Source organism: Rhizobium sp. YTUHZ044 (assembly GCF_051123975.1).
GTDB lineage: Bacteria > Pseudomonadota > Alphaproteobacteria > Rhizobiales > Rhizobiaceae > Rhizobium.
The window spans coordinates 3,740,272-3,760,488 of the sequence record NZ_CP101426.1 but is presented as its reverse complement, the minus strand read 5'-3'; the positions used below and the strand labels follow the sequence as shown (position 1 = coordinate 3,760,488).

The window sequence follows — 20,217 nt, the reverse complement described above, 5'->3', positions numbered from 1 at the left end:
GCGTCCGGGGCACGGAGCCCTGAGGGTGTCTAGCCTTGCAGCGAAGCTCCGAGCAGGACGGCGCCCATCAGGATGACGAGCAGGGCGCCGAGGATTTCGATGGCGTTGCCGACCCAGACCGAAGCCGTCGAGCCGCGTCCGGAGAGACGGACCGCCGCACCTTTGGCGGTGACGGCAAGCGTCGCGAGCACGGAAACCGTGATCGCCGTGCCGAGCGACATGGCGGCGACCGAAAGCGCGCCGCCGAGATAGAGGCCGTTCAGCAACGAGAAAGTCATGACAAGCAAAGCCCCTGAGCAGGGTCGAAGGCCGACGGCTACGATCGCCGACCAAGCCTCTCGAGCGCTGAACCTGTCGCCGGCGAGCAGGGCCGGGTCCGGCACGTGCGTATTGCCGCAGGTCTCGCAGGCCATGCCGGGAACGAAGCTGTGGCCGGCGTTCACGGCCTGCGCCTTGCCGTTGAAGGCATAGGCCTGGCGTTCGGCTGCGTTATCCTTCCAATCCAGCATCATGGACACCGGACCGGCCGACGTCGCCACCAGCCGGCGGCGCGGCAGATTGCGAGCCATCAAACGCAGTTTGCGGAACAGCAGCCAGCCGCCGAAGAGGATAACCATGACGAAACTTATAATTTCCATGGCATGAGTGGCTGTCGTCAGTGTAATGCCGGTGCCGCGCAGCACCAGCCAGGCGCCGCCGACCAGCGCCACAGCGACGACGCCCTGGATGAAAGCCGAAATGAAGGAAATAACCACGCCGCGCTTCAACTCGACCTCGTTGGCGATCATGTAGGAGGAGATGACCGCCTTGCCATGGCCGGGGCCGGCGGCATGGAAGACGCCGTAGGCGAAGGAAAGGCCGACCAGCGATGTCAGCTGCCACGGATCCTCGCGCATGCCCTTCAACGCACCGGTCAGCGCCCGATAGAAAGCCTGCTGTTCATAGTTCACGTAGAGCAAAAGTGGCGCAAGCGGCCCGCCGGTCGGTTGGAAACTGGGTTCGGCCGTGCCGATGCCGAGCGGCGATTGCGCGTGGGCGAGGCTTGCCGCGGTCAGGAGCGCAAGGAGCGCCGCGGAAAGGATCAGGGACGGGCGTTTTATCAGCATGTGAGCTCCAGCCGGGTGGCGAAGAGTTTGGACATGTTGGTGCCGGTGGGATCGTTGAAAAAGGCGTCTGTCAGCGACTGCTTGTTTTGCGAGATCACCTCGTCGGCATCCGGCCTTATCACCTGGTGCTTGCAGGCCTTGAAGCCGTCGCCCACCGTTGCCAGCTCGTTGTCTGTGGGGAAATCGATCGACGTATAGAGCGTCGGATCGTAGACGCCGAAGGTAAGCCTGCCCTTGAGCGGCATCTTCTCCACCGGCTTGACCGCAAAGAACATCAGGAGCTGGCCGTTCTTATAGTCGACATGGATGATGTCGGGCTGCTGGACGGTGATGCTCTTCCCGTTGATCGTCAGGTTCATGTAATAATCGTAATCGGCAAGCGATTGCTTCACCGTTTTGCCGACCTGCGCGAGTTCGTTCGGCTCCAGCTTCAGATCGGTGTTCTTGTCGAAATCCATGACGACCGAGGAGGAGAAGACCTCGTCAAAGCGCCAGACATTGCGCAGTTCCTCGATACTGCCGTCAGCGCCGGCCACGACTTCGAGCCGCGCCTCCACGAAGATGTGCGGATGCGCGAAGGCGGCGGCCGGCGCCAGCGAAAGAAGCGCGGTGATCAATGGTATGGATTTGTTCATGCGTCCCGCTGCCTTGTTCGCTCGACCCGAGTTCTTGCCAGAAATTGGGACGGAATTGGGACCGGCTTGTCGGTGAGTCCCGATCGGCACCGCTCCATCGTCCGGCCCGACCGGTCTTGCCGTGCAGATCTCACGGATGCTTCTTGAACCAGTTGTGCAGGTAATCGACAAAGATCCTCACCTTGGCCGGCAGGTAGCGCCGGTGCGGGTAGACGGCATAAATGCCGCGGTCGGTTGGTATGTAATCGTTGAATAGCGTCACCAGTTCGCCGCTTTCGATCGGCTTGCGGGCGATGAAATCGGGAATGAGGGCGATGCCGATGCCGGCGAGGGCGGCGCGGAGTGTCGCGTGCGGGCTGTTGACCTCGATCGGCCCGGAGACGGCGACGGCGAAGGTTGTGTTGTCAGGATTGTGGAAGCGGATACTCCCCTGGGTGCGTGAATTGGTATCGACGATGAAGGGAAGATTGGACATGTCGCTTGGATGCTCCAGATCCGGATGGCGCCCGAGAAAATCCGGGGTGGCGCAGAGATGGACGCGGAAATCGGAGATCTTGCGAGCAATCATGCCGGAATCTTCGAGCTTGCTGATCCGGATCGCCACGTCAAAGCCTTCCTCGATCAGATCGACGAATCGGTCATCGGCGGCGATCTCCAGCGAAAGGTCCGGGTTCTCGCCGGCGAAATCGATCAGCGACTGGCCGACGTCGGCATCGACGAAGGTGCGGGGGACGGAGACGCGCAACCGTCCCTTCAGCTGTGCATTGTTTTCGCGCACGAGATCGGCAAGGTTGTCGATCTCCTTCAAAATGTCGGAGGCGCTGCGATAATAGGTGTGGCCGGCCTCCGTCATAGAGAACTGCCGGGTCGTGCGGTTGAGCAGCAACGCGCCGAGTTCGTCTTCCAGTTCGCGCACATATTTGGACAGCAGCGCCTTCGAGCGGCCGGTGCGCCGCGCGGCGGCGGAAAAGCCTTCGGCCTCGACGACTTCAATGAAGGCGCGTATGCGGGTCAAGGTGTCCATGAAATCCCCACAGGTGTTTTGGAATGTTGAACAAATCGCGCCGGTTTGTTCAATTATTTTTTGACCTCAAGATCAAAAAATCGCTTGATTATGAAGGCGAATATTCTTATCTCACCAGTCAGCCCAAAGTCGCACGTGCCCATGGGTGTCCGCCGAACCCTCGAATTGGTGAGGAAATCGGTAAGGTACCTGGAATTAACCCCTCCAGTCGCTATTCCGGCCAACCGGAAAATGCGAGGACGCCTGAAGCAACGACGGTGCGGGCCTTTTTGTTCTCTCCCTGCTTTCCATCAGCGGGGGTTACTGAAGAGGCACACCATCATTGCCGGAAGTGCGGTTGGGACTCTCCCTCCAATCCATGGCAGACAAAGCCGAACTTACACCGCGTTTGCGGCGTTGGTTCATTATCCGCGCATCGAGCGCTTGCTGTGGTTCCGGGGTCTCCACCGGCTGGTTCCAATGCGAGTTCTCGTATGCCCTTTGTCCTCCGGATCATGCCGGAGCTCTGGAACTGGAAGAGGGAACTGATATGACCACCCAGCGCATCCGCGACTTTCTCGCAACCCGACGTCCCGACGGTCCCTGCCTCGTGGTTGACCTCGATGTCATCAGCGACAATTTCCACGCTTTCCGCCACGCCATGCCGGATAGCGCCATCTACTACGCCGTCAAGGCCAACCCGGCTCCGGAAGTGCTGAAGCTGCTCGCCAGCCTCGGCTCCAATTTCGATTGCGCATCCGTTGCCGAAATCGAAATGGCGCTCGAAGCCGGTGCGACCGCCGCCCGCATCTCCTATGGCAACACGATCAAGAAGGAACGTGATGTCGCCCGCGCGCATACGCTCGGCGTCAGCCTCTTTGCTGTCGACAGCCACGAGGAAGTCGAGAAGATCGCGCGCGCCGCGCCCGGCGCCCGTGTCTTCTGCCGCGTGCTGACCGATGGCGAAGGCGCCGAATGGCCGCTGTCGCGCAAGTTCGGCTGCGTTCCGCAGATGGCCGTCGACGTTCTCGTCTACGCTCATCAGCTCGGCCTGCAGTCCTACGGCGTCTCCTTCCATGTCGGGTCGCAGATGACCAAGGTCGATGCCTGGGATTCGGCTCTTGCCGATGCCAAGCGTGTCTTCGTCCAGCTGGCCAAGCAGGGCATCCACCTGCAGATGGTCAACATGGGCGGCGGCTTCCCGACCAAGTATCTGCGTGACGTTCCGTCCGCGGAAGCTTACGGAAAGTCGATCTACCAGGCGCTGCGCACGCATTTCGGCAACCAGATCCCGCAGACGATCATCGAGCCGGGCCGCGGCATGGTCGGCAATGCCGGCGTCATCAAGGCTGAGGTCGTGCTGATCTCCAAGAAGTCGGACAATGACGACGCGCGCTGGGTCTTCCTCGACATCGGCAAGTTCGGCGGTCTCGCCGAAACCATGGACGAGGCTATTCGTTACCCGATCCGCACCGAACGCGACGGCGACGAGATGGAGCCCTGCGTGATCGCCGGCCCGACCTGCGACTCGGCTGACGTGCTGTATGAAAAGAACCTCTACCCGCTGCCGCTGTCCCTGACGATCGGTGACGAGGTCCTGATCGAAGGCACCGGCGCCTATACGACGACCTACTCGGCAGTCGCTTTCAACGGCTTCGAGCCGCTGAAGGCCTACGTCATCTAAGGTCTTGTTTCTGCTAGTCCCGTCACCAGCCGGGGCGGCAAATCCACAATTCTCCGAAGTCACCGTCTGAAGCGGTTTTGAGTGCGGGAGGCCACGATGGCCGCTGTTCTTGATTCTGTCCGCGCATTCTTTGCGCCTTCCATTTTCACCATCGACGCCGAAAATCCGTCGGATGTCGTCGCGCGTGAAAACCTGCTCGATCGCGTCATGGGCATTGACCGTCGCAAGAAGTCGTCGGAGAAGATCCGCCGCAACCGCATTGCGGCCGAAGGACTTGCGCTGGTCGCTCGTGATCGCGACGGCCATCTGATCGGCACAGTGCGGCTCTGGAACGTCGAGGCCGGCGTCAACGCTGAAGGCACGCCGATCAATGCGCTGCTGCTCGGTCCGCTGGCCGTCGATTGCCGTCACGGCGGCAAGGGCGTCGGCTCGGCCCTGATGCGCGCGGCGATCCTCGAGGCAAAGAACCGCGGGCATGGCGCGGTCCTGCTCGTCGGCGATGCCGCCTATTACGAGCGTTTCGGCTTCTTCGCCGAAAAGGCTCGCCATCTTGTCATGCCCGGTCCGTTCGAACGTTCGCGCTTTCTCGCCCTTGAGCTCACCGAGGGCTGGCTTGACGGCGCGGCCGGAATGATCGTCCCCTCGGGACGCATGCTGGCCAGGGCGCCGGTTCGCCGCGCAGCTTGAGCTGCGCGCCCGCCGGGCAGGTGGGGATCTCTTCCCTGGCCGGCGACGTCCGCGCCGCTTGGCCATGTAGGCAGGCGGGCCTGCGATGGTTGCGGCGCGGATTGTCTTTCAGTGACAGAGCGGTGAGGAGTGCGAATAATGGGCTCACCAGCAGACACGATCGCGTGAGAAGTGCCATAGGGCATGCGATGCCGCTGCGATATCCTATCATGTGCCGCATGATCCGTATTTTTTCCCTTCTCCTTTTTCTCTGCCTGCCGTTTGGCGCAACAGGCCAGGCGTCTGCCCAGGGCACGGCATCCGCCGCCGGGCTTGGTCCGCGTCTCGACCAAGCGGCGACCGATCCGGCGCTGCGACCGCTCAAGACGGTGGTCGTCGCTCGTGAGGGACGCGTGCTCGCCGAACGCGCCTTCCGTGGTCATTCGCCGTCGGAATCGACCAATATCAAATCCGCTTCGAAATCGATCATTTCGGCGCCTGTCGGTATCGCGATCGGCAAAGGACTGCTTGATGGGCCGGACCAGAAGATCGCGCCGATCCTGAAGCCGATCTTCCTTCATCGCCTGATCCGCGCCTCAACGACATCACTATCGGCAATCTTCTCTCCATGCAGGCGGGGCTCGACCGTATGTCCGGGCCGAATTATGGCCGCTGGGTCTCCTCGCGCAACTGGGTGCGCTTTGCCCTTTCGCAGCCTTTCGTCGACCAGCCCGGTGGGGAGATGCTCTATTCCACCGCATCCACGCATCTGCTTTCGGCCATTCTGACCAAGGTCAGCGGCCGGTCGACCATGGCGCTGGCGCGCGAATGGCTCGGCCCAATCGAGGGTTTCCGCATCGGCGCATGGGAGCGCGACCCGCAGGGGATCTATCTCGGCGGCAATCAGATGGCGATGAGCGCCCGGTCCCTGCTTGCCTTCGGCGAGCTCTATCGCAATGGCGGGCGTACGACGGAGGGAGTGCAGGTGGTGCCTGCCGACTGGATCGTGCAATCCTGGCAGCGCCGTACCAATTCACGCTTCTCCGGCGACGAATATGGCTATGGCTGGTTCACGCGTGAGATCGGCAGCGAGCAGGTGCATTTCGCCTGGGGTTATGGCGGCCAAATGCTCTACATCGTGCCGTCGCTCGATCTGACCGTCGTCATGACCTCGGAAGAGAGCGGTCCCTCGGCCCGAAACGGCTACCGGGATTTGCTGCACGATCTGCTGGCCGACATCATCGGCACGGTGCGGGCGGCTTGACCACGGCGGCGGCAGGGAAAACCACCGATCGTTCAAGTTTTAACGAAGGCTCCAATCAAACCGCAAAATCCTTGCTGTAGGTTCCGCCACCAGAACTTCGGAAAAGCGCCATGCTACTGGATCTCAGGACGATCTATTTCATCGTTGCCGTAAGCTGCTTCGTGCTGGGGATTCTCCAGCTTGCAGCCTATGCAACAGGCCGCTTCGAGAGGTGGCCGCTTTGGTGGGGCTTGAGCAACCTCTTCGTCGGCGTCGGTTCCTTCCTCGTGGCGCTGCGCAATTTCGTTCCCTACGCGGTCTCGGTCGACGGCGGCAATATCGTCACCGTCGCGGGCTATATGCTGATGTTTTTTGCCGTGCGCGTCTTTTCGGGACGGGTTCTCGACCAGCGCACCTTCTGGCTTGCCATCTCTCTCGTCAGCGTTCCCGTCGTGCTGATCGTCAGCGATCCCGCAGCGGTCTCGGCAAGGCTTCTTTACGTCTCAGTCATCTGCAGCCTGTGCGATCTTGCGGTCGCAGGGGAGGCGATCAGCATTGTCCGCCGCGAGAAGCTCTATTCCGCCGGTCTGCTCATCGGCCTCTATGTCTGCACCGCCATGATCTTTGCGGTCCGCAGCATCCTTGCTGCGACCGGCGAGATCGGCGGGCCGGATCCATTCGGCGGCAGCGTGGTCCATAGCTGGATGGGGGTATCGGCGGTGGCTTTCATCATGCTGCGCAGCATGGCCATGGTGCTGATGGCAGCCGAGCGCAGCCGCAATCAGCTGACCGAACTCGCCCATCACGATCCACTGACCGGCGCACTCAATCGGGGCGGCCTTGCCCAGCATTTGCCCGCTCTCGCTTCCCGGCCGATATCGCTGCTGATCATCGATATCGACCATTTCAAGCAGCTGAACGACAGGCATGGCCACGCCGCCGGCGACGAGATCCTGCGGCTTTTCGCCAGCATTTGTAAAGGCATCATGCGCTCAAACGATCTGCTCTCCCGGCAAGGCGGAGACGAGTTCCTGGCGGTGCTGAAAAACCTCTCCCAGGAAGATGCGGTGGCGATTGCCGAGCGCATCCGTCTCGACTTCGCCGCCGCCGTCACGCAGCGGCAGGATCTCGCCGTCTTTCCGACGCTGAGCATCGGCGTCGCCACGCGGGAAGGCGGCGGAGAATTCGAACGGCTCGTACACAAGGCCGACGAGGCGCTCTATCGCTCGAAGCGTGAAGGTCGCAACCGCGTCGAAGCCTTCGGAGAAAATCAGCAGGCTGCCTAAGGGCCGTACTTATCGGCGAAGCCTAGGTGCCGCCTTTGATGTATTTGGACGTCGTAGAAAAGCCTCACTTGAAATCGCATTTGCGCAGGGCGAACCATCGCGTCGCATACTGAACCCGACTATTTGCTCATAGAGAATTTGATGTCAGTAATTCGCAAGCTCCTATTCGGGCTGACGGCAGCTTTTGTCGTTATGATTGTTGTCGGCGCCGGTTGGCTCTGGCAGGTCGCCGGCGTTTATGGGTTCAACACGATATTGCGCCGTGGCGGAACCTACTGGATCACCGTTAAGCCTGACGATGAGCGGCTATCGGCCTCGATGCAATTGGCGTTGAAGAGCCCGGTTCCGGCCGTGCAGCCGGGATCGCTGGCCTGGCAAGAACCTGAAATTGGCTTCGAGGTGGCGGAGCTGCCGGTGCTTGCCAATGGTCGTGAAGTCGATCGCATTTTCCTCAGCAGAATTGATCCGGCGCGCTTCCGCTTCGTCGTCCACAATGCGTCACAGGGTGTTAAGGGCATTGACGAATGGGAACATGCCTTGCCCAAGGCCGTGCTGATCGTCAATGGCAGCTACTACGACATGCATGGCCGGCCCGACACGCCCTTCATCAGTGAGGGTGTAGCGATGGGTCCCCAGCAGTATGATGCGAAGGCAGGCGCCTTCATCGCGGACGCTGCCTCCGCCGACATCCGTGACCTGACCCATCAAGATTGGGGAAGCGCCTTCGCCGGGGCGACGAATGCGATGGTTTCTTATCCGCTCCTGATCGGCGACGATGGTCAGACTCATGTGAATGTGAAAAGCCGCTGGCTGGCCAATCGAACCTTTGTCGCCAAGGATGGCTCAGATCGCATCGTGATCGGCACGACGAAGGAGGCGTTCTTTTCTCTCGATCGGTTGGCGGAATTTCTCAAGGCGTCGCCACTTGATCTCAAGGTCGCCCTTAACCTTGACGGCGGACCCCTCGCGCACCGCAGCGTTCGGCTGAACGGGTATAGCCAGAAATTTTATGCGCGATGGGAGGCGCAGGTCGAGGATGACAACGTCAAATTGCTACGTTGGCCGATTCTTCAGGCCACTTGGGCCATGCCGATGGTTTTGACGGTCGAGCGGAGATAGTTTGAGGGCAAAGCCGCAAGAACAATACCTGTCGTCTCCGCCGGCATTCGAGCTCCGTCGTCACATCGCAATCGATTCATCGATCGGAGGATTTGCGCTAAATATTCTGATCCATCGTCTCGGCCGGGATCTCATCGCCGCGATGGATACGAACGACAGCGGCCGGCACGCCGGCGACCGTGCAATGTTCGGGAACCGGCTTCAGCACGACGCTGCCGGCGGCGATTTTGCTGAAGGCGCCGATTTCGATATTGCCGAGTATCTTGGCGCCGGCGCCAATCATCACGCCGTGGCGGATCTTCGGATGACGGTCGCCCGTCTCTTTGCCGGTGCCGCCTAGCGTGACGTTCTGGAGGATCGACACTTCGTCCTCGATGACAGCCGTTTCACCGATGACGATGCCCGAGCCATGGTCGAGCATGATGGCGGCGCCGATCCGTGCTGCCGGATGGATATCGGGGCCGAAGACCAGCGAGGCCAGATTGGCGAGCCAGGTGGCAATCTCCGGGCGGCCGCCGTTCCAGAGCGCATGGGCGATGCGATGGGTCTGCAGCGCATGGAAGCCTTTGAGGTTCAGAAGCGCGTGCAGAAACGTCGTGCAGGCCGGGTCGCGCTCGCGTACGGCGGCGAGATCGGCCTCGACTTTCCGCATGATGTCGTCATCAAGCGCAGACAGGATGAGATCCAACAGATCGCCTGTTTCAACTTGCGCCACCGCGAGCCGCGCGGCTAGCACGCGGGCGAGGATCTCATGGCTGCCGGCAGCGTCCGTCACCTGCTCGGCAAGCAGCCGCCGCAATATCGGCTCGCGCGTCGCAAGCTCGTTCGCCTCGGCGCGGATCACGGCCCAGACGGCGGATACGCTATCGAGGGACTGAGCCTGTGGCTCGGCCAAACCGAGGCCGGTCGATTCCGGCATTGGCGTTTCCTCCGTCCGTCACGCCCAGGTGATCGCTGCGCGGATTTTTATGTTTCCTCTGGCCAAGACAGTGGCAAGCCCGATATTCTAAAGCCTTGGCATCCGATCTTCTAGCCAGTTCGTTCAGGCAGGCGTCGGCTTCGGAAGCCGGCGCGCGAATGAAAGAGCACGTCAGGCTCTTCTTTCCCAGGCGTCTGCAGCGGGCAGCGGCTCCCACAGAGTGACAGGCCGAATCCTTACCGCCGCTCGTAGTTGGTCGGCGCCAAGTGCGACGATTTTAGGTTCCGTCAAGGCATCGGCCATTGCGGGTAACGCAGCCTCATGCCGAAATGTCGACGACACCGCAATCGCCGGCTTCCGAGGCGAACGCAAGCAGCTTGCCGTCCCTGCTCCAGCTCATCGCCGTGATCGCGCCCTTGCCGGGGCGGCGAAGCAGCGCTTCCTTGCTGTCGGCGATGCGCACAGCCAGGATCATCCCATCGACGAAGCCGATGGCAAGGATATCCTCCAGCGGATGGAACTTCACCGACGTCGCCATGATGTTGGCGCGAGTGCCGAGCTCCAGCGGCGCCTTGCCCATCGGCCCGTCCTTGCCCTGGAACGGCCAGACGATGGCCGCCGGCGCGCCCGAGGAGGCGAGCCATTTGCCCTTGACCGACCAGGAGAGGGATTTCACCTTGGAGGGGTAGCCGGTCATGCGCATGTGCCGGGCTTCCGCGCCGGGTTTGCTGTCGAGCTTCCAGCCATGCAAGGCGTTTTCCTGCATCGAGGTGACGAGGAAATTGCCGTCGGGCGAGAAGGTCACGCCGGTATGCGCACCCTTCCATTCGAGATCGACCGGTTTGGCGCTCATGCCGACCCAGTGGAGCGACACGCCATTGTAACGGGCGGCGGCGATGCGCAGACCCTTCGGCGCGAAGGCGATTCCTTCGACGGTGCGCTCCTCAGCGAATTCCTTGGTCGTGCCGTCGGCAAGACGCACGAGCGAACTCTTGCCGTAGGAATAGGCGATGGCGCCTTGCGGGCCGGCCGCGACCTGAGAAATCCACTTGCGCGGCGCGGTCGCGAGCTCGCTGACGCTGCCGTCGGCGGCGATGCGCAGGACCTTGCCATCCTCGCCGCCGGAGATCAGGCTTTCGCTGTAGGGATCGCGGATCGCGGTGAGCATGCCCTGATGGGCCTCTGAAACCTTCTCGCCGCCATCCAGCCGGTGAAACGTACCGTTTGCGCTTGCGAAGAAGGGGACATCACCCAAAAATTCGACGGCCAGAACGTGGCCGTCGAGATCAAGCGGCGCAACTGTCGGCATCAGGCGGCTGCCTCGCAGGCCTTGAAGGAAGCCTCGAGTTTTTCGCGGTCGAGATCGCGGCCGATGAAGACGAGACGGCTTTCATGCTTCTCGCCATCCTTCCACGGACGCTGGTGATCACCCTCGATGATCATGTGTACGCCCTGGACGACGTAACGCTGGGGATCGTCCTTGAATGCGATGATGCCCTTGAGGCGAAGAATGTTCGGGCCTTGCACCTGGGTGACTTTCTGAATCCACGGGAAGAAGCGCTCCGGATTCATCTCGCCGCCGCGCAGCGACACCGACTGCACCGTCACATCATGGATCGCCGACATCGCACCATGATGGTGATGGTCGTGATCATGGCCATGATCGTGATGGTGGTGGTCGTGATCATGATCGCAATCCGGGCCGCAGACGTGGTCGTCATGGCCGTGTTCCAGGAAATGCGGATCGTTTTCGAGCGCGCGCTCCAGGTTGAAGGCGCCCTGATCGAGCACGCGGGCGAGATCGACGCCGGAGCGGCTGGTCTTGTAGACGCGGGCGGCCGGGTTGATGGCGCGGACGATGTCTTCGATCACATCGAGCTCTTCCGGGGTAACGAGGTCGCTCTTGTTGATGACGACGACGTCGGCGAAGGCGATCTGGTCTTCGGCCTCACGGCTGTCCTTCAGGCGCAGCGGCAGGTGCTTGGCGTCGACGAGGGCGATGACGGCGTCGAGCTCGGTCTTGGCGCGAACGTCGTCGTCCATGAAGAAGGTCTGGGCGACCGGTACCGGATCGGCGAGACCTGTCGTCTCGACGATGATGCCGTCGAAACGGCCGGGGCGGCGCATCAGGCCCTCGACGACACGGATCAGGTCGCCGCGCACCGTGCAACAGACGCAGCCGTTGTTCATCTCGTAGATTTCTTCATCCGACTCGACGATCAGGTCGTTGTCGATGCCGATTTCGCCGAACTCGTTGACGATGACCGCGTATTTCTTGCCGTGGTTTTCGGAGAGGATGCGGTTGAGCAAGGTCGTCTTTCCCGCACCGAGATAACCGGTGAGCACAGTGACGGGAATAGGCTTCTGGGTGGAGATCGCGTCGGTCATGAGAACCTCTAAATTAGGCGTACGGCCGAGCGGCTAGGGATCGGCCGCTTGAACGGTTGGTCTCATATAATGGCATGGGCACGGCAGTTCAAAGGATTTTATATGTTATAAGATCACGTTGCCGGCCGATGCGGATGATCCCTCTTCAACTCAGTGCGCTGACGTCGAAGGCATCGACATCCTCCAACAATTCCACCAACCCCTTCACCGCATGGGCAATCAGCGCCTCGCCCTTTTCAGCCGTCGCAGCCGCGGCATTGCCCGCCACGCCTTGTTCATTGATATCCGACATCTTCCAGCCGAAGGCATGCGGGCCGTAGGCGCGCAGGTGCTTGAAGCGGGTGGCGAATTCCGTCTGCCGCGAGGGAAAATCCTCAGCCTTTGCCATGTCTACCTTGTCGGGGTGAAGCGCCAGCATCACCGAGGTCTCGATATCGCCGCCATGGATGCCGATCGCCTTTTCTGCCAGTGGGATCACGCCATCCGGCAGGCCGAAGCGGGTCCAGCTCGTCGCTACCGCCAGCATGGCAAAGCGGACCCGCGCCTCGGTCGCGACGACTGATATCAGAGGCGAATTGCCGCCATGGGCGTTCAGCATCACGAATTTGCGAATGTCTCTCTTCGCCAACCCTTCGGCAATGCCGAGCCAGCGGTTGACCGCTTCTTCGAAGGCAAGCGTCTTCGTTCCTTCAACATCCATATGCTCTATGGAATATCCGACCGATTCGGCGGGCAGGAAGGTAACGGGTAGGCCGGCGGGCAGGGCCATCTTCAATCGTCCGGCGATGCCTTCGGCAATCAGCGTGTCCGTTTCGAAGGGCAAGTGAGGGCCGTGCTGCTCGTGGGCGCCAAGCGGCAGTACGGCGATCGGATGGCGCCCGGCAGGGGCGCAGACCGAGCCGCTGTCCTCGAAACGGGGCGAAGGCGTCATCATCCGGTCGTTGCCTCTTGTTTATGACGAGATCATGGGCAATGTCATAGCGCAGTGGCGTCGGGGCTTAAAGATCAAAGGGATGGCTATGGGAAAGAAGCATAAGGACGGCAAGAAGAGCAAGTCCAAGAAGAAGGACCAGACGGAGTACACGCTCGTCGATCTTTCTCCGGCGCTCACCCAGGCGGCCCGTTCCATGCGCACGGTGCTCTCGCGCAACCTGTTCGAAAGCGGTCTCTATGCCGGCCAGGACGGCGTCATTCTCTCGCTTGCCGAGAGCGACGGCATGACAGCGGGCGGTCTTGCGCAAAAGCTCGGCGTGAAAGCGCCGACGATGACGCGCACAATCGGTCGCATGGAGGCGCAGGGGTTTCTCGAGCGCAAGCCCGATGCCGAGGATGCACGCCTCACCAAGGTCTATCTCACTGCGCTGGGCCGTGACAGCGTGCGGGCGATCGAGATGGCGGCCTCGGCCTGCGACAGGCTGGCGACGCAGGAATTTTCAGAAAAGGAAATCCGCAATCTGGTTCGTCTGCTGAAGGCGATCGACGCCAATCTGCAGGCCGAAGCGCAGGCCATCGAAGAGCCGGACGAAGACTGAAATTTCCCCTGAAAGACGAATTGCCTCCGCCGGTTAAATCTTTTAATTAAACATTTTAAGGGCGGCGCCGTTTCCGGCGTGGTCTCTTGCTGCCTTGCGTGCTGCCTGGAGGAGGACACGTGGTCCAGAAGATCAAGCTTTCGACAATCGCCGAGACGCTCGGCATCTCAACGGCGACCGTGTCGCTCGCCTTGCGCGACAGTCCGCTCGTCGCCGGCAATACGCGGGAGAAGATCAAGGAGCAGGCGCGCGCGCTCGGCTATATCTACAATCGCCGCGCCGCCAGCCTGCGCACCTCGCGCTCGGGCATCATCGGCGTCGTCGTCCACGATATCATGAACCCATTTTACGGGGAGATTCTGAAGGCGATCGAAAGCGAGCTCGATCGCAGCCGTCACACCTTCATTCTTTCCAACCATTACGACAATGTCGAAAAGCAGCGCACCTTCATCGAGACGCTGCTGCAGCTCGGCGGCGACGGCGTCATCATGTCTCCAGCAATCGGTACGCCGCCGGAAGATCTGCAACTGGCGGAAGAGAACGGCATGCCGGCGATCCTGGTCGCCCGCTCGATGGACGGTCTGGAGCTGCCGACCTATCGCGGTGACGACAGCTATGGCATCTCGCTCGCCACCAACCACCTGATCGGTCTCGGTCACCGCTCAATCGCCATGATCGGCGGTACGGACCAGACATCCACCGGCCGCGACCGCTACCAGGGCTATGTCAATGCCCTGCGCAAGGCGGGCATCGAAGTCGATCCGAACCTGCGCATTCCCGGGCCCCGCTCGAAGCAGGGCGGTTTCGAGGCGGCGGTACATTTCCTCTCGCTGCCGCAGAAACCGACGGCGGCCGTCTGCTGGAACGACCTCGTCGCGATTGGTCTGATGAACGGCATTGCCCGCGCCGGCCTGGTGCCGGGCCGGGATATTTCCGTTACCGGTTATGACGATCTCGAGGAGGCCTCGATCGCCACGCCGGCGCTGACAACCGTCTGGAACGGCCAGACCGAAGTCGGCCGCCTGGCTGCGCGCGCGCTTCTCGATCGTCTTGCCGGCAGCCACGAACCGGATGGCATGCATCTCATCAAGCCGGAAATGCGCATCCGCCAGTCGACCAGTCCCCATCGGCCCCGCGCCTGAACCAGCCCCCGTCCAAGAGGAAAAGCCATGTCCCGCATCGCCATTCTCGTTCCTGGGAAGATACACGAGCGTGTTCTCGAAAGGCTGAAGGATCGTTTTGAGATCATCGCTGTCACCCGCGAGGAAAAGCTAGCGCTCGACAGCGACACCGCCGGCCGCATCCGCGGCGTCGCCGTCTCCGGCGCTTTTCCCGGCGCCTGGATGGACCAGTTGCCTGACGTCGACGTGATCGCCAGTTTCGGCGTCGGTTATGACGGCATCGATGTGAAGCGTGCGGCGGAAAAGGGTATCGTCGTCACCAATACGCCAGACGTTCTGAACGACGAGGTTGCTGATACGGCGATCGGCCTGCTCCTGAACACCATTCGCGAGCTGCCGCGGGCCGAAGCCTGGCTGCGTCAGGGCAATTGGAAGCCGGGCACGGCTTATCCGCTGTCACGCTTTTCGCTCAAGGGCCGTCATGTCGGGCTCTACGGCCTTGGCCGCATCGGCGTCGAGATCGCTAAACGGCTGGAGCCGTTCAAGGTGAAGATCAGTTATCACACGCGTTCGCGCCATCCGGATGCACCGTATGATTATCACCCGACGTTGAAGGGATTGGCGGAGGCGGTGGACACGCTGATCGCCATCGTTCCGAAAACGCCGCAGACGCATAAGACGATCGATGCCGATATCCTGGCCGCTCTCGGTCCGAACGGAATTCTCGTCAATGTCGGCCGCGGCTGGACGGTTGACGAAGAGGCGCTGAGTGCCGCCCTCGCATCAGGCGCGCTCGGTGCGGCCGGCCTCGACGTCTTTTACGAAGAGCCGAGCGTCCCATCCGGCCTGCTGGAAGCGGCCAATGCCGTGCTGCTGCCGCACGTTGCTTCGGCCTCCGTGCCCACGCGCATGGCAATGGCCGATCTGGTCGCCGACAATCTCGTCGCCTGGTTCGAGGTGGGGGCGGCGCTGACGCCGGTGCCGGAGACACCGCAAAAGGCGAAGCGAGACTGAGCTCGGCTGCCTCTGAGATACCATGCGTGCTTGAGGACGCACAAAGGACGCTCGTGCTTTCCGGAAATCGGCACCGACGGTCGGCCGATGCGCTAGGCGATCGCCTGCGCGGCGACAACCGCCAGTTTTCTGGCGGCGTAGCTGCGGACGGCGTCGCCGAAGGCGGCAAACAGCTTGTTCGACGCCTTGTCGGTTTCGGCCCAATATTCCGGATGCCATTGTACGCCGACGGCGAAGGCCCGGGCATCGATAACGGATACTGCCTCCACCGTGCCGTCTTCGGCGGTGGCTTCCACCTGCAGGCGCGCTGCGGTTCTGGCGATCGCCTGGCGATGCAGCGAATTCACGCGGATATCGCCCGGGCCGAGAATGCCTGATATGCAGGAGCCTTCCTTGACATGGACGGTCTGGCGGATGGCATACATGCCGTCACGGTCGACGCCCTCCGGCCGGCGATGGTCCCAGATGCCGGGCTGCTCATGGATCTCGCTTGCCAGCGAGCCGCCGAGAGCGACGTTCAGTTCCTGAATGCCGCGGCAGATGGCAAGCAGTGGGATGGCGCGGTCGATGGCGCGGCGAATGAGCGGCAGGCTGGTGGCGTCGCGCGCCGGGTCGAAGGGGCCGTCCCGGTCGGTCGCCTCGGCGCCGTAAAGCGAGGGATGCACATTGCTGGCCGAGCCTGATACCAGCAGACCATCGACGCGGTCGAGCACCGCGTCGGGATCATAGCCTGCCTCGAAGGCGGGGATCACGAAGGCCATGACGCCGGCCGCATTCAATGCGGCACTGAGATATTGATGCTGTACGGCATGCCAGGTCGCGCCGTCGAAGCTGCGGATATCGGCAGGAATGGCAATGATCGGTTTCGTCATCTTTGCACCGGTAAAATCTTCTGCTCGTCGTTTTTGCCGCCAGAACGGTCGTGAAGTCAACGCCTGGCTTTGTCCGACGACCAATTGCGCCGCAAACGGCGTCGCGGTTCCGGCGCCCGCGCTAAGCTGCTGATTTTGATGGGCGCCGCGCGCGCTCCCTATTGCTATCCTGATGCCAAAGGCTAATAGACTAAAGCTTGAATCGCGGCCCCCTCCATGCTTAGCTCTGCCCTCGCTGCGGGTAGGGATGGATTGGCCGCGCAGTGCCATCTATACGGGAGGTTTTTTGATGGATCGTCGTTCGTTTTTCAAGAAGGCGGGAACCGCCGGCGCCGGAGCGGTTGCCGCAACGGCGCTGGCAGCGCCTGCGATCGCGCAGGAGAATCCGAAGATCGCATGGCGTATGACGTCATCGTTTCCGAAGAGCCTGGACACGATCTATGGCGGTGCGGAAGACATCGCCAAGCATGTTGCCGCCGCCACCAACGGTAATTTCACGATCCAGCCTTTCGCGGCCGGTGAAGTCGTGCCGGGCCTGCAGGCTGTCGATGCGGTGGCCGCAGGGACCGTCGAGGCAGCACACACCACCTCCTATTATTTCGTCGGCAAGGATCCGGCCTATGCCTTCGGAACAGCCATCCCGTTTGGATTGAACAGCCGCCTGACCAATGCCTGGTTCTACGAGGGCAATGGCAATACGCTGATGAACGAGTTCTACGCCACACAGGGCATGTATGCCCTGCCGGCCGGCAATACCGGCGCGCAGATGGGCGGCTGGTTCCGCAAGGAGATCAATACGCTTGACGATCTGAAGGGTGTGAAGATGCGCATTGCCGGCCTTGCCGGACGCATCATGGAGAAGGTCGGCGTCGTCCCGCAGCAGATTGCCGGCGGCGACATCTACCCGGCGCTCGAAAAGGGCACGATCGATGCGGCCGAGTTCGTCGGTCCCTATGACGACCTGAAGCTCGGCTTCCACAAGGTGGCGAAATACTACTATTACCCGGGCTGGTGGGAAGGTGGCCCGACGGTGCACGCCTTCTTCAACCTGGAAAAGTGGAGCAACCTGCCGAAGCACTATCAGGCAGCGCTCGCCGACGCCTGCGCCTTCGCCAACACCAACATGCTGGCGAAATACGACATGAAGAATCCGACGGCGCTGAAACAGCTCGTTGCGGAGGGTGCGACGTTGCGCCCCTTCAGCCAGGAGATCATGGAAGCCTGCTTCCAGGCGGCAATGGGCATCTACGGCGAAATTTCGGCCAACAACCAGTATTTCAAGAAGATCTACGAGGACCAGACCGCCTTCAAGCGCGACGCCTATCTCTGGATGCAGCTTTCGGAATACACCTTCGATACATTCATGATGATCCAGCAGCGGGCCGGGAAGCTTTAGGCTTTCCACGACCGACATCGACGCTTTAGGCGAATGCAAGAAAAACCCCGGATCATTGATCCGGGGTTTGTTTTTGTTTGGCTATTTGGCTGGCGCCGGCGGGGCGCCCGGCAGGCCGTTCAGCGGCGGCAGGGTCAGGCCCGGAATCTGCGGCGAGCCGTTGCCCCCGCCGCCCACCGGGGGCAGGCCGAGCTGGCCGCCGAAGCCGGGGACTTCGATCTTGATCGAGTTCGGATCGACCTTGGGGCCATGATCCAGCCAGTAGGTGACTGACTGCGGCCAGAAAATCACGATCGCCACGAGGATGATCTGCATGCCGACCCAGGGAAGGGCGCCCATGTAGATATCCGAGGTCTTGACGTCCTTGCTGGCGATCGAGCGGAGGTAGAAGAGCGCAAAGCCGAAGGGCGGATGCATGAAGCTGGTCTGCATGTTGACGCAGATCAGCACGCCGAACCAGATCAGGTCGATCCCAAGACTGGAGGCTACGGGGGCGAGCATCGGGATGACGATGAAGGCAATCTCGAAGAAATCGAGAAAGAAGGCGAGCACGAAGATGAAGATGTTGACGAAGATCAGGAAACCGACCGGGCCGCCGGGAATCCCCGACAGCATGTGCTCGATCCAGCGCGAACCATCCATGCCCTGGAAGACCAGGCTGAAGCAGGTGGAGCCGATCAGGATCATCACCACCATCGACGTAATATGGGTGGTCGATGTCATTGCTTCGCGGATCAGCGGCCAGGTAAGACGGCGGTTCATGGCTGCCAGGGCCATGGCGCCGACGACGCCGAGCGCGCCGGCTTCCGTCGGCGTCGCAAGACCCATGAAGATCGTACCGAGCACGAGAAAGATCAGCACGATCGAGGGCACCATGCCCATCAGCACCCTCGCTAAAAGCGCCCAGTTGAAGTCACCGCGCACCTCTTTCGGCAGCGGCGGCATCGATTTCGGCTGGATGATCGACATCACCAGGATGAAGAGCACGAAAATCGTCACCTGCAGGATCGAGGGGCCGATGGCGCCGAGATACATGTCGCCGACCGATCTGCCGAGCTGGTCGGCGAGGACGACGAGCACGAGCGAGGGCGGGATCACCTGGGTGATTGTACCCGAAGCGGCAATGACGCCGGTGGCAAGGCGCGGGCTGTAGCCATAACGCAGCATGATCGGCAGCGAGATCACCCCCATGGTAATGACGGAGGCGGCTACCGTGCCGGTGATGGCGCCGAGCACGGCGCCGACGAGGATGACCGCATAGGCGAGGCCGCCGGGAACGCCGCCGAAGAGCTTGCCGGTGCCTTCGAGCAGATCCTCGGCAAGGCCGCAGCGTTCTAATATCGCCCCCATGAAGGTGAAGAAGGGAATGGCGAGCAAGAGGTCGTTGGAGACGATGCCGAAAAAGCGCAGCGGCAGCGCTTGCAGAAAGGCTTCGCTGAAATGACCGGTGACGATGCCGATGATGCCGAAGAACAGGCCGACGGCGGCGAGTGAAAAGGCGACCGGAAAGCCATAGAGCATGAAGATGACCATGCCCAGGAACATGGCCGGCGGAATGATGCCGAAATCAAACAAATCCGTTCCTCCCGGGAGCGCTACTGCAGCGGCTTTTCGTATTTGGTGTCGATGCTGATGTGGCCGGTCAGCGCCGCGATCCGTTTGATCAGCTCGGAAACGCCTTGGAGGGAAAGCAGCGCGAAGCCGGCGACGAGGATCAGCTTGACGGGCCAGCGGATCAGCCCACCGGCATTGCCCGATATTTCTCCCTGCCGATAGGAAAGCGCGAAGAAGGGCCAGCAGAGCCAGGTGAGGAACACGCAGACGGGAATGAGGAACAGGATGAGGCCGACGATGTCGATCCAGATCTTCGCCTTGTCGGACACTGCGCCATAAATCAGGTCAACACGAACGTGCTCATTGTTGCGCAGCGCATGCGAGGCGCCGAGCATGACGACGAAGGCGAAGAGGTACCACTGGATCTCAAGCCAACCGTTCGAACTGTAGTTGAAGGTGTAGCGGACGATGGCATTACCGGCGCTGATGAGACAGCAGAACAGGACCATATATTCGGAAAGTTTGCCCATGATCCGACTGACCGAATCAATCAGCCGGCTTGCCGCCAGAAGTCTCGACATTCGTTTCCCTTGTTCTTGTCCTGCCATTTTTCGGCAGCTTTCCCTCTTTGGAATCGGTGTAGACCACGGCTTTTGAAATTGGAAGGATAAATGCTTCG

General features: G+C 61.4%; 19 protein-coding genes and 1 pseudogene. 10 read left to right on the top strand and 10 right to left on the bottom strand.

The window, feature by feature from the left end; genetic code table 11:
• Nucleotides 1–29 precede the first annotated feature (29 nt).
• The 3 genes from NL154_RS18470 to NL154_RS18460 form a co-directional block, all read right to left on the bottom strand.
• Nucleotides 30–1,106, bottom strand: a complete 1,077-nt coding sequence (locus NL154_RS18470) for a nickel/cobalt transporter (RefSeq protein WP_434733166.1) — start codon at nucleotides 1,104–1,106, stop codon at nucleotides 30–32.
• Nucleotides 1,100–1,741: a DUF1007 family protein gene (locus NL154_RS18465; RefSeq protein WP_210629797.1), complete on the bottom strand. Its 642-nt coding sequence runs from the start codon at nucleotides 1,739–1,741 to the stop codon at nucleotides 1,100–1,102. The genes NL154_RS18470 and NL154_RS18465 overlap by 7 nt, the downstream gene beginning before the upstream one ends.
• A 130-nt stretch (nucleotides 1,742–1,871) precedes the next feature.
• On the bottom strand, nucleotides 1,872–2,765 hold the full coding sequence (locus tag NL154_RS18460; RefSeq protein ID WP_434733165.1) for a LysR family transcriptional regulator: 894 nt from the start codon (nucleotides 2,763–2,765) through the stop codon (nucleotides 1,872–1,874).
• Nucleotides 2,766–2,788: 23 nt separating this feature from the next.
• Between NL154_RS18460 and NL154_RS18455 the strand changes: the two genes are divergently transcribed.
• The 6 genes and pseudogenes from NL154_RS18455 (at nucleotide 2,789) to NL154_RS18430 (ending at nucleotide 8,742) form a co-directional block, all read left to right on the top strand.
• Entirely contained in the window at nucleotides 2,789–3,298 is a 510-nt protein-coding gene (locus NL154_RS18455) for a hypothetical protein (protein ID WP_210629799.1), read from the top strand.
• A complete protein-coding gene (gene odc2 / locus NL154_RS18450; protein WP_210629800.1) occupies nucleotides 3,295–4,428 on the top strand; it encodes a type III PLP-dependent enzyme in 1,134 nt (377 codons plus the stop codon). The genes NL154_RS18455 and odc2 overlap by 4 nt, the downstream gene beginning before the upstream one ends.
• Before the next feature lie 96 nt (nucleotides 4,429–4,524).
• Nucleotides 4,525–5,115: a GNAT family N-acetyltransferase gene (locus NL154_RS18445; protein ID WP_434733164.1), complete on the top strand. Its 591-nt coding sequence runs from the start codon at nucleotides 4,525–4,527 to the stop codon at nucleotides 5,113–5,115.
• 218 nt (nucleotides 5,116–5,333) lie between these two features.
• A pseudogene (locus tag NL154_RS18440) lies at nucleotides 5,334–6,358 on the top strand (serine hydrolase domain-containing protein).
• A 110-nt stretch (nucleotides 6,359–6,468) separates the two neighbouring features.
• The gene (locus NL154_RS18435) at nucleotides 6,469–7,623 is read left to right on the top strand and encodes a GGDEF domain-containing protein (RefSeq protein WP_210629803.1); all 1,155 of its coding nucleotides are present in this window, start codon (nucleotides 6,469–6,471) and stop codon (nucleotides 7,621–7,623) included.
• Nucleotides 7,624–7,764: 141 nt separating this feature from the next.
• Nucleotides 7,765–8,742 carry a phosphodiester glycosidase family protein gene (locus tag NL154_RS18430; RefSeq protein WP_210629804.1) on the top strand — a complete coding sequence of 326 codons (978 nt, stop codon included), beginning with the start codon at nucleotides 7,765–7,767 and terminating at the stop codon, nucleotides 8,740–8,742.
• A 97-nt stretch (nucleotides 8,743–8,839) separates the two neighbouring features.
• On the opposite strand, the gene cysE is transcribed toward NL154_RS18430, so the two are convergent.
• The 4 genes from cysE to NL154_RS18410 form a co-directional block, all read right to left on the bottom strand.
• Entirely contained in the window at nucleotides 8,840–9,661 is an 822-nt protein-coding gene (gene cysE / locus NL154_RS18425; protein WP_210629805.1) for a serine O-acetyltransferase, read from the bottom strand.
• 319 nt (nucleotides 9,662–9,980) lie between these two features.
• Nucleotides 9,981–10,970 carry a WD40 repeat domain-containing protein gene (locus tag NL154_RS18420; protein WP_221154517.1) on the bottom strand — a complete coding sequence of 330 codons (990 nt, stop codon included), beginning with the start codon at nucleotides 10,968–10,970 and terminating at the stop codon, nucleotides 9,981–9,983.
• Nucleotides 10,970–12,049: a CobW family GTP-binding protein gene (locus tag NL154_RS18415; RefSeq protein WP_221146387.1), complete on the bottom strand. Its 1,080-nt coding sequence runs from the start codon at nucleotides 12,047–12,049 to the stop codon at nucleotides 10,970–10,972. The genes NL154_RS18420 and NL154_RS18415 overlap by 1 nt, the downstream gene beginning before the upstream one ends.
• Nucleotides 12,050–12,194: 145 nt before the next feature.
• Complete coding sequence (locus tag NL154_RS18410; protein ID WP_210629808.1) at nucleotides 12,195–12,983, bottom strand: creatininase family protein; 789 nt, start codon at nucleotides 12,981–12,983, stop codon at nucleotides 12,195–12,197.
• An 85-nt stretch (nucleotides 12,984–13,068) separates the two neighbouring features.
• On the opposite strand from NL154_RS18410, the gene NL154_RS18405 reads away from it, so the two are divergent.
• From NL154_RS18405 to NL154_RS18395, 3 genes are all read left to right on the top strand, one after another.
• The gene (locus tag NL154_RS18405; RefSeq protein WP_210629809.1) at nucleotides 13,069–13,581 is read left to right on the top strand and encodes a MarR family winged helix-turn-helix transcriptional regulator; all 513 of its coding nucleotides are present in this window, start codon (nucleotides 13,069–13,071) and stop codon (nucleotides 13,579–13,581) included.
• A 119-nt stretch (nucleotides 13,582–13,700) separates the two neighbouring features.
• The gene (locus NL154_RS18400) at nucleotides 13,701–14,723 is read left to right on the top strand and encodes a LacI family DNA-binding transcriptional regulator (RefSeq protein ID WP_020922290.1); all 1,023 of its coding nucleotides are present in this window, start codon (nucleotides 13,701–13,703) and stop codon (nucleotides 14,721–14,723) included.
• Between the two features lie 27 nt (nucleotides 14,724–14,750).
• On the top strand, nucleotides 14,751–15,716 hold the full coding sequence (locus tag NL154_RS18395) for a 2-hydroxyacid dehydrogenase (protein ID WP_434733163.1): 966 nt from the start codon (nucleotides 14,751–14,753) through the stop codon (nucleotides 15,714–15,716).
• Between the two features lie 92 nt (nucleotides 15,717–15,808).
• On the opposite strand, the gene NL154_RS18390 is transcribed toward NL154_RS18395, so the two are convergent.
• Entirely contained in the window at nucleotides 15,809–16,588 is a 780-nt protein-coding gene (locus NL154_RS18390) for a gamma-glutamyl-gamma-aminobutyrate hydrolase family protein (protein ID WP_434733162.1), read from the bottom strand.
• A 289-nt stretch (nucleotides 16,589–16,877) separates the two neighbouring features.
• Between NL154_RS18390 and NL154_RS18385 the strand changes: the two genes are divergently transcribed.
• Nucleotides 16,878–17,984 carry a TRAP transporter substrate-binding protein gene (locus NL154_RS18385; protein ID WP_434733161.1) on the top strand — a complete coding sequence of 369 codons (1,107 nt, stop codon included), beginning with the start codon at nucleotides 16,878–16,880 and terminating at the stop codon, nucleotides 17,982–17,984.
• An 81-nt stretch (nucleotides 17,985–18,065) separates the two neighbouring features.
• Here NL154_RS18385 and NL154_RS18380 read toward each other — a convergent pair whose 3' ends face one another.
• Together NL154_RS18380 and NL154_RS18375 are read right to left on the bottom strand one after the other, a co-directional pair.
• Nucleotides 18,066–19,559, bottom strand: coding sequence for a TRAP transporter large permease (locus NL154_RS18380; protein ID WP_221146390.1), 1,494 nt, complete (start codon nucleotides 19,557–19,559; stop codon nucleotides 18,066–18,068).
• A gap of 20 nt (nucleotides 19,560–19,579) precedes the next feature.
• The gene (locus NL154_RS18375) at nucleotides 19,580–20,119 is read right to left on the bottom strand and encodes a TRAP transporter small permease subunit (protein ID WP_210629814.1); all 540 of its coding nucleotides are present in this window, start codon (nucleotides 20,117–20,119) and stop codon (nucleotides 19,580–19,582) included.
• Between the last annotated feature and the right edge of the window lie 98 nt (nucleotides 20,120–20,217).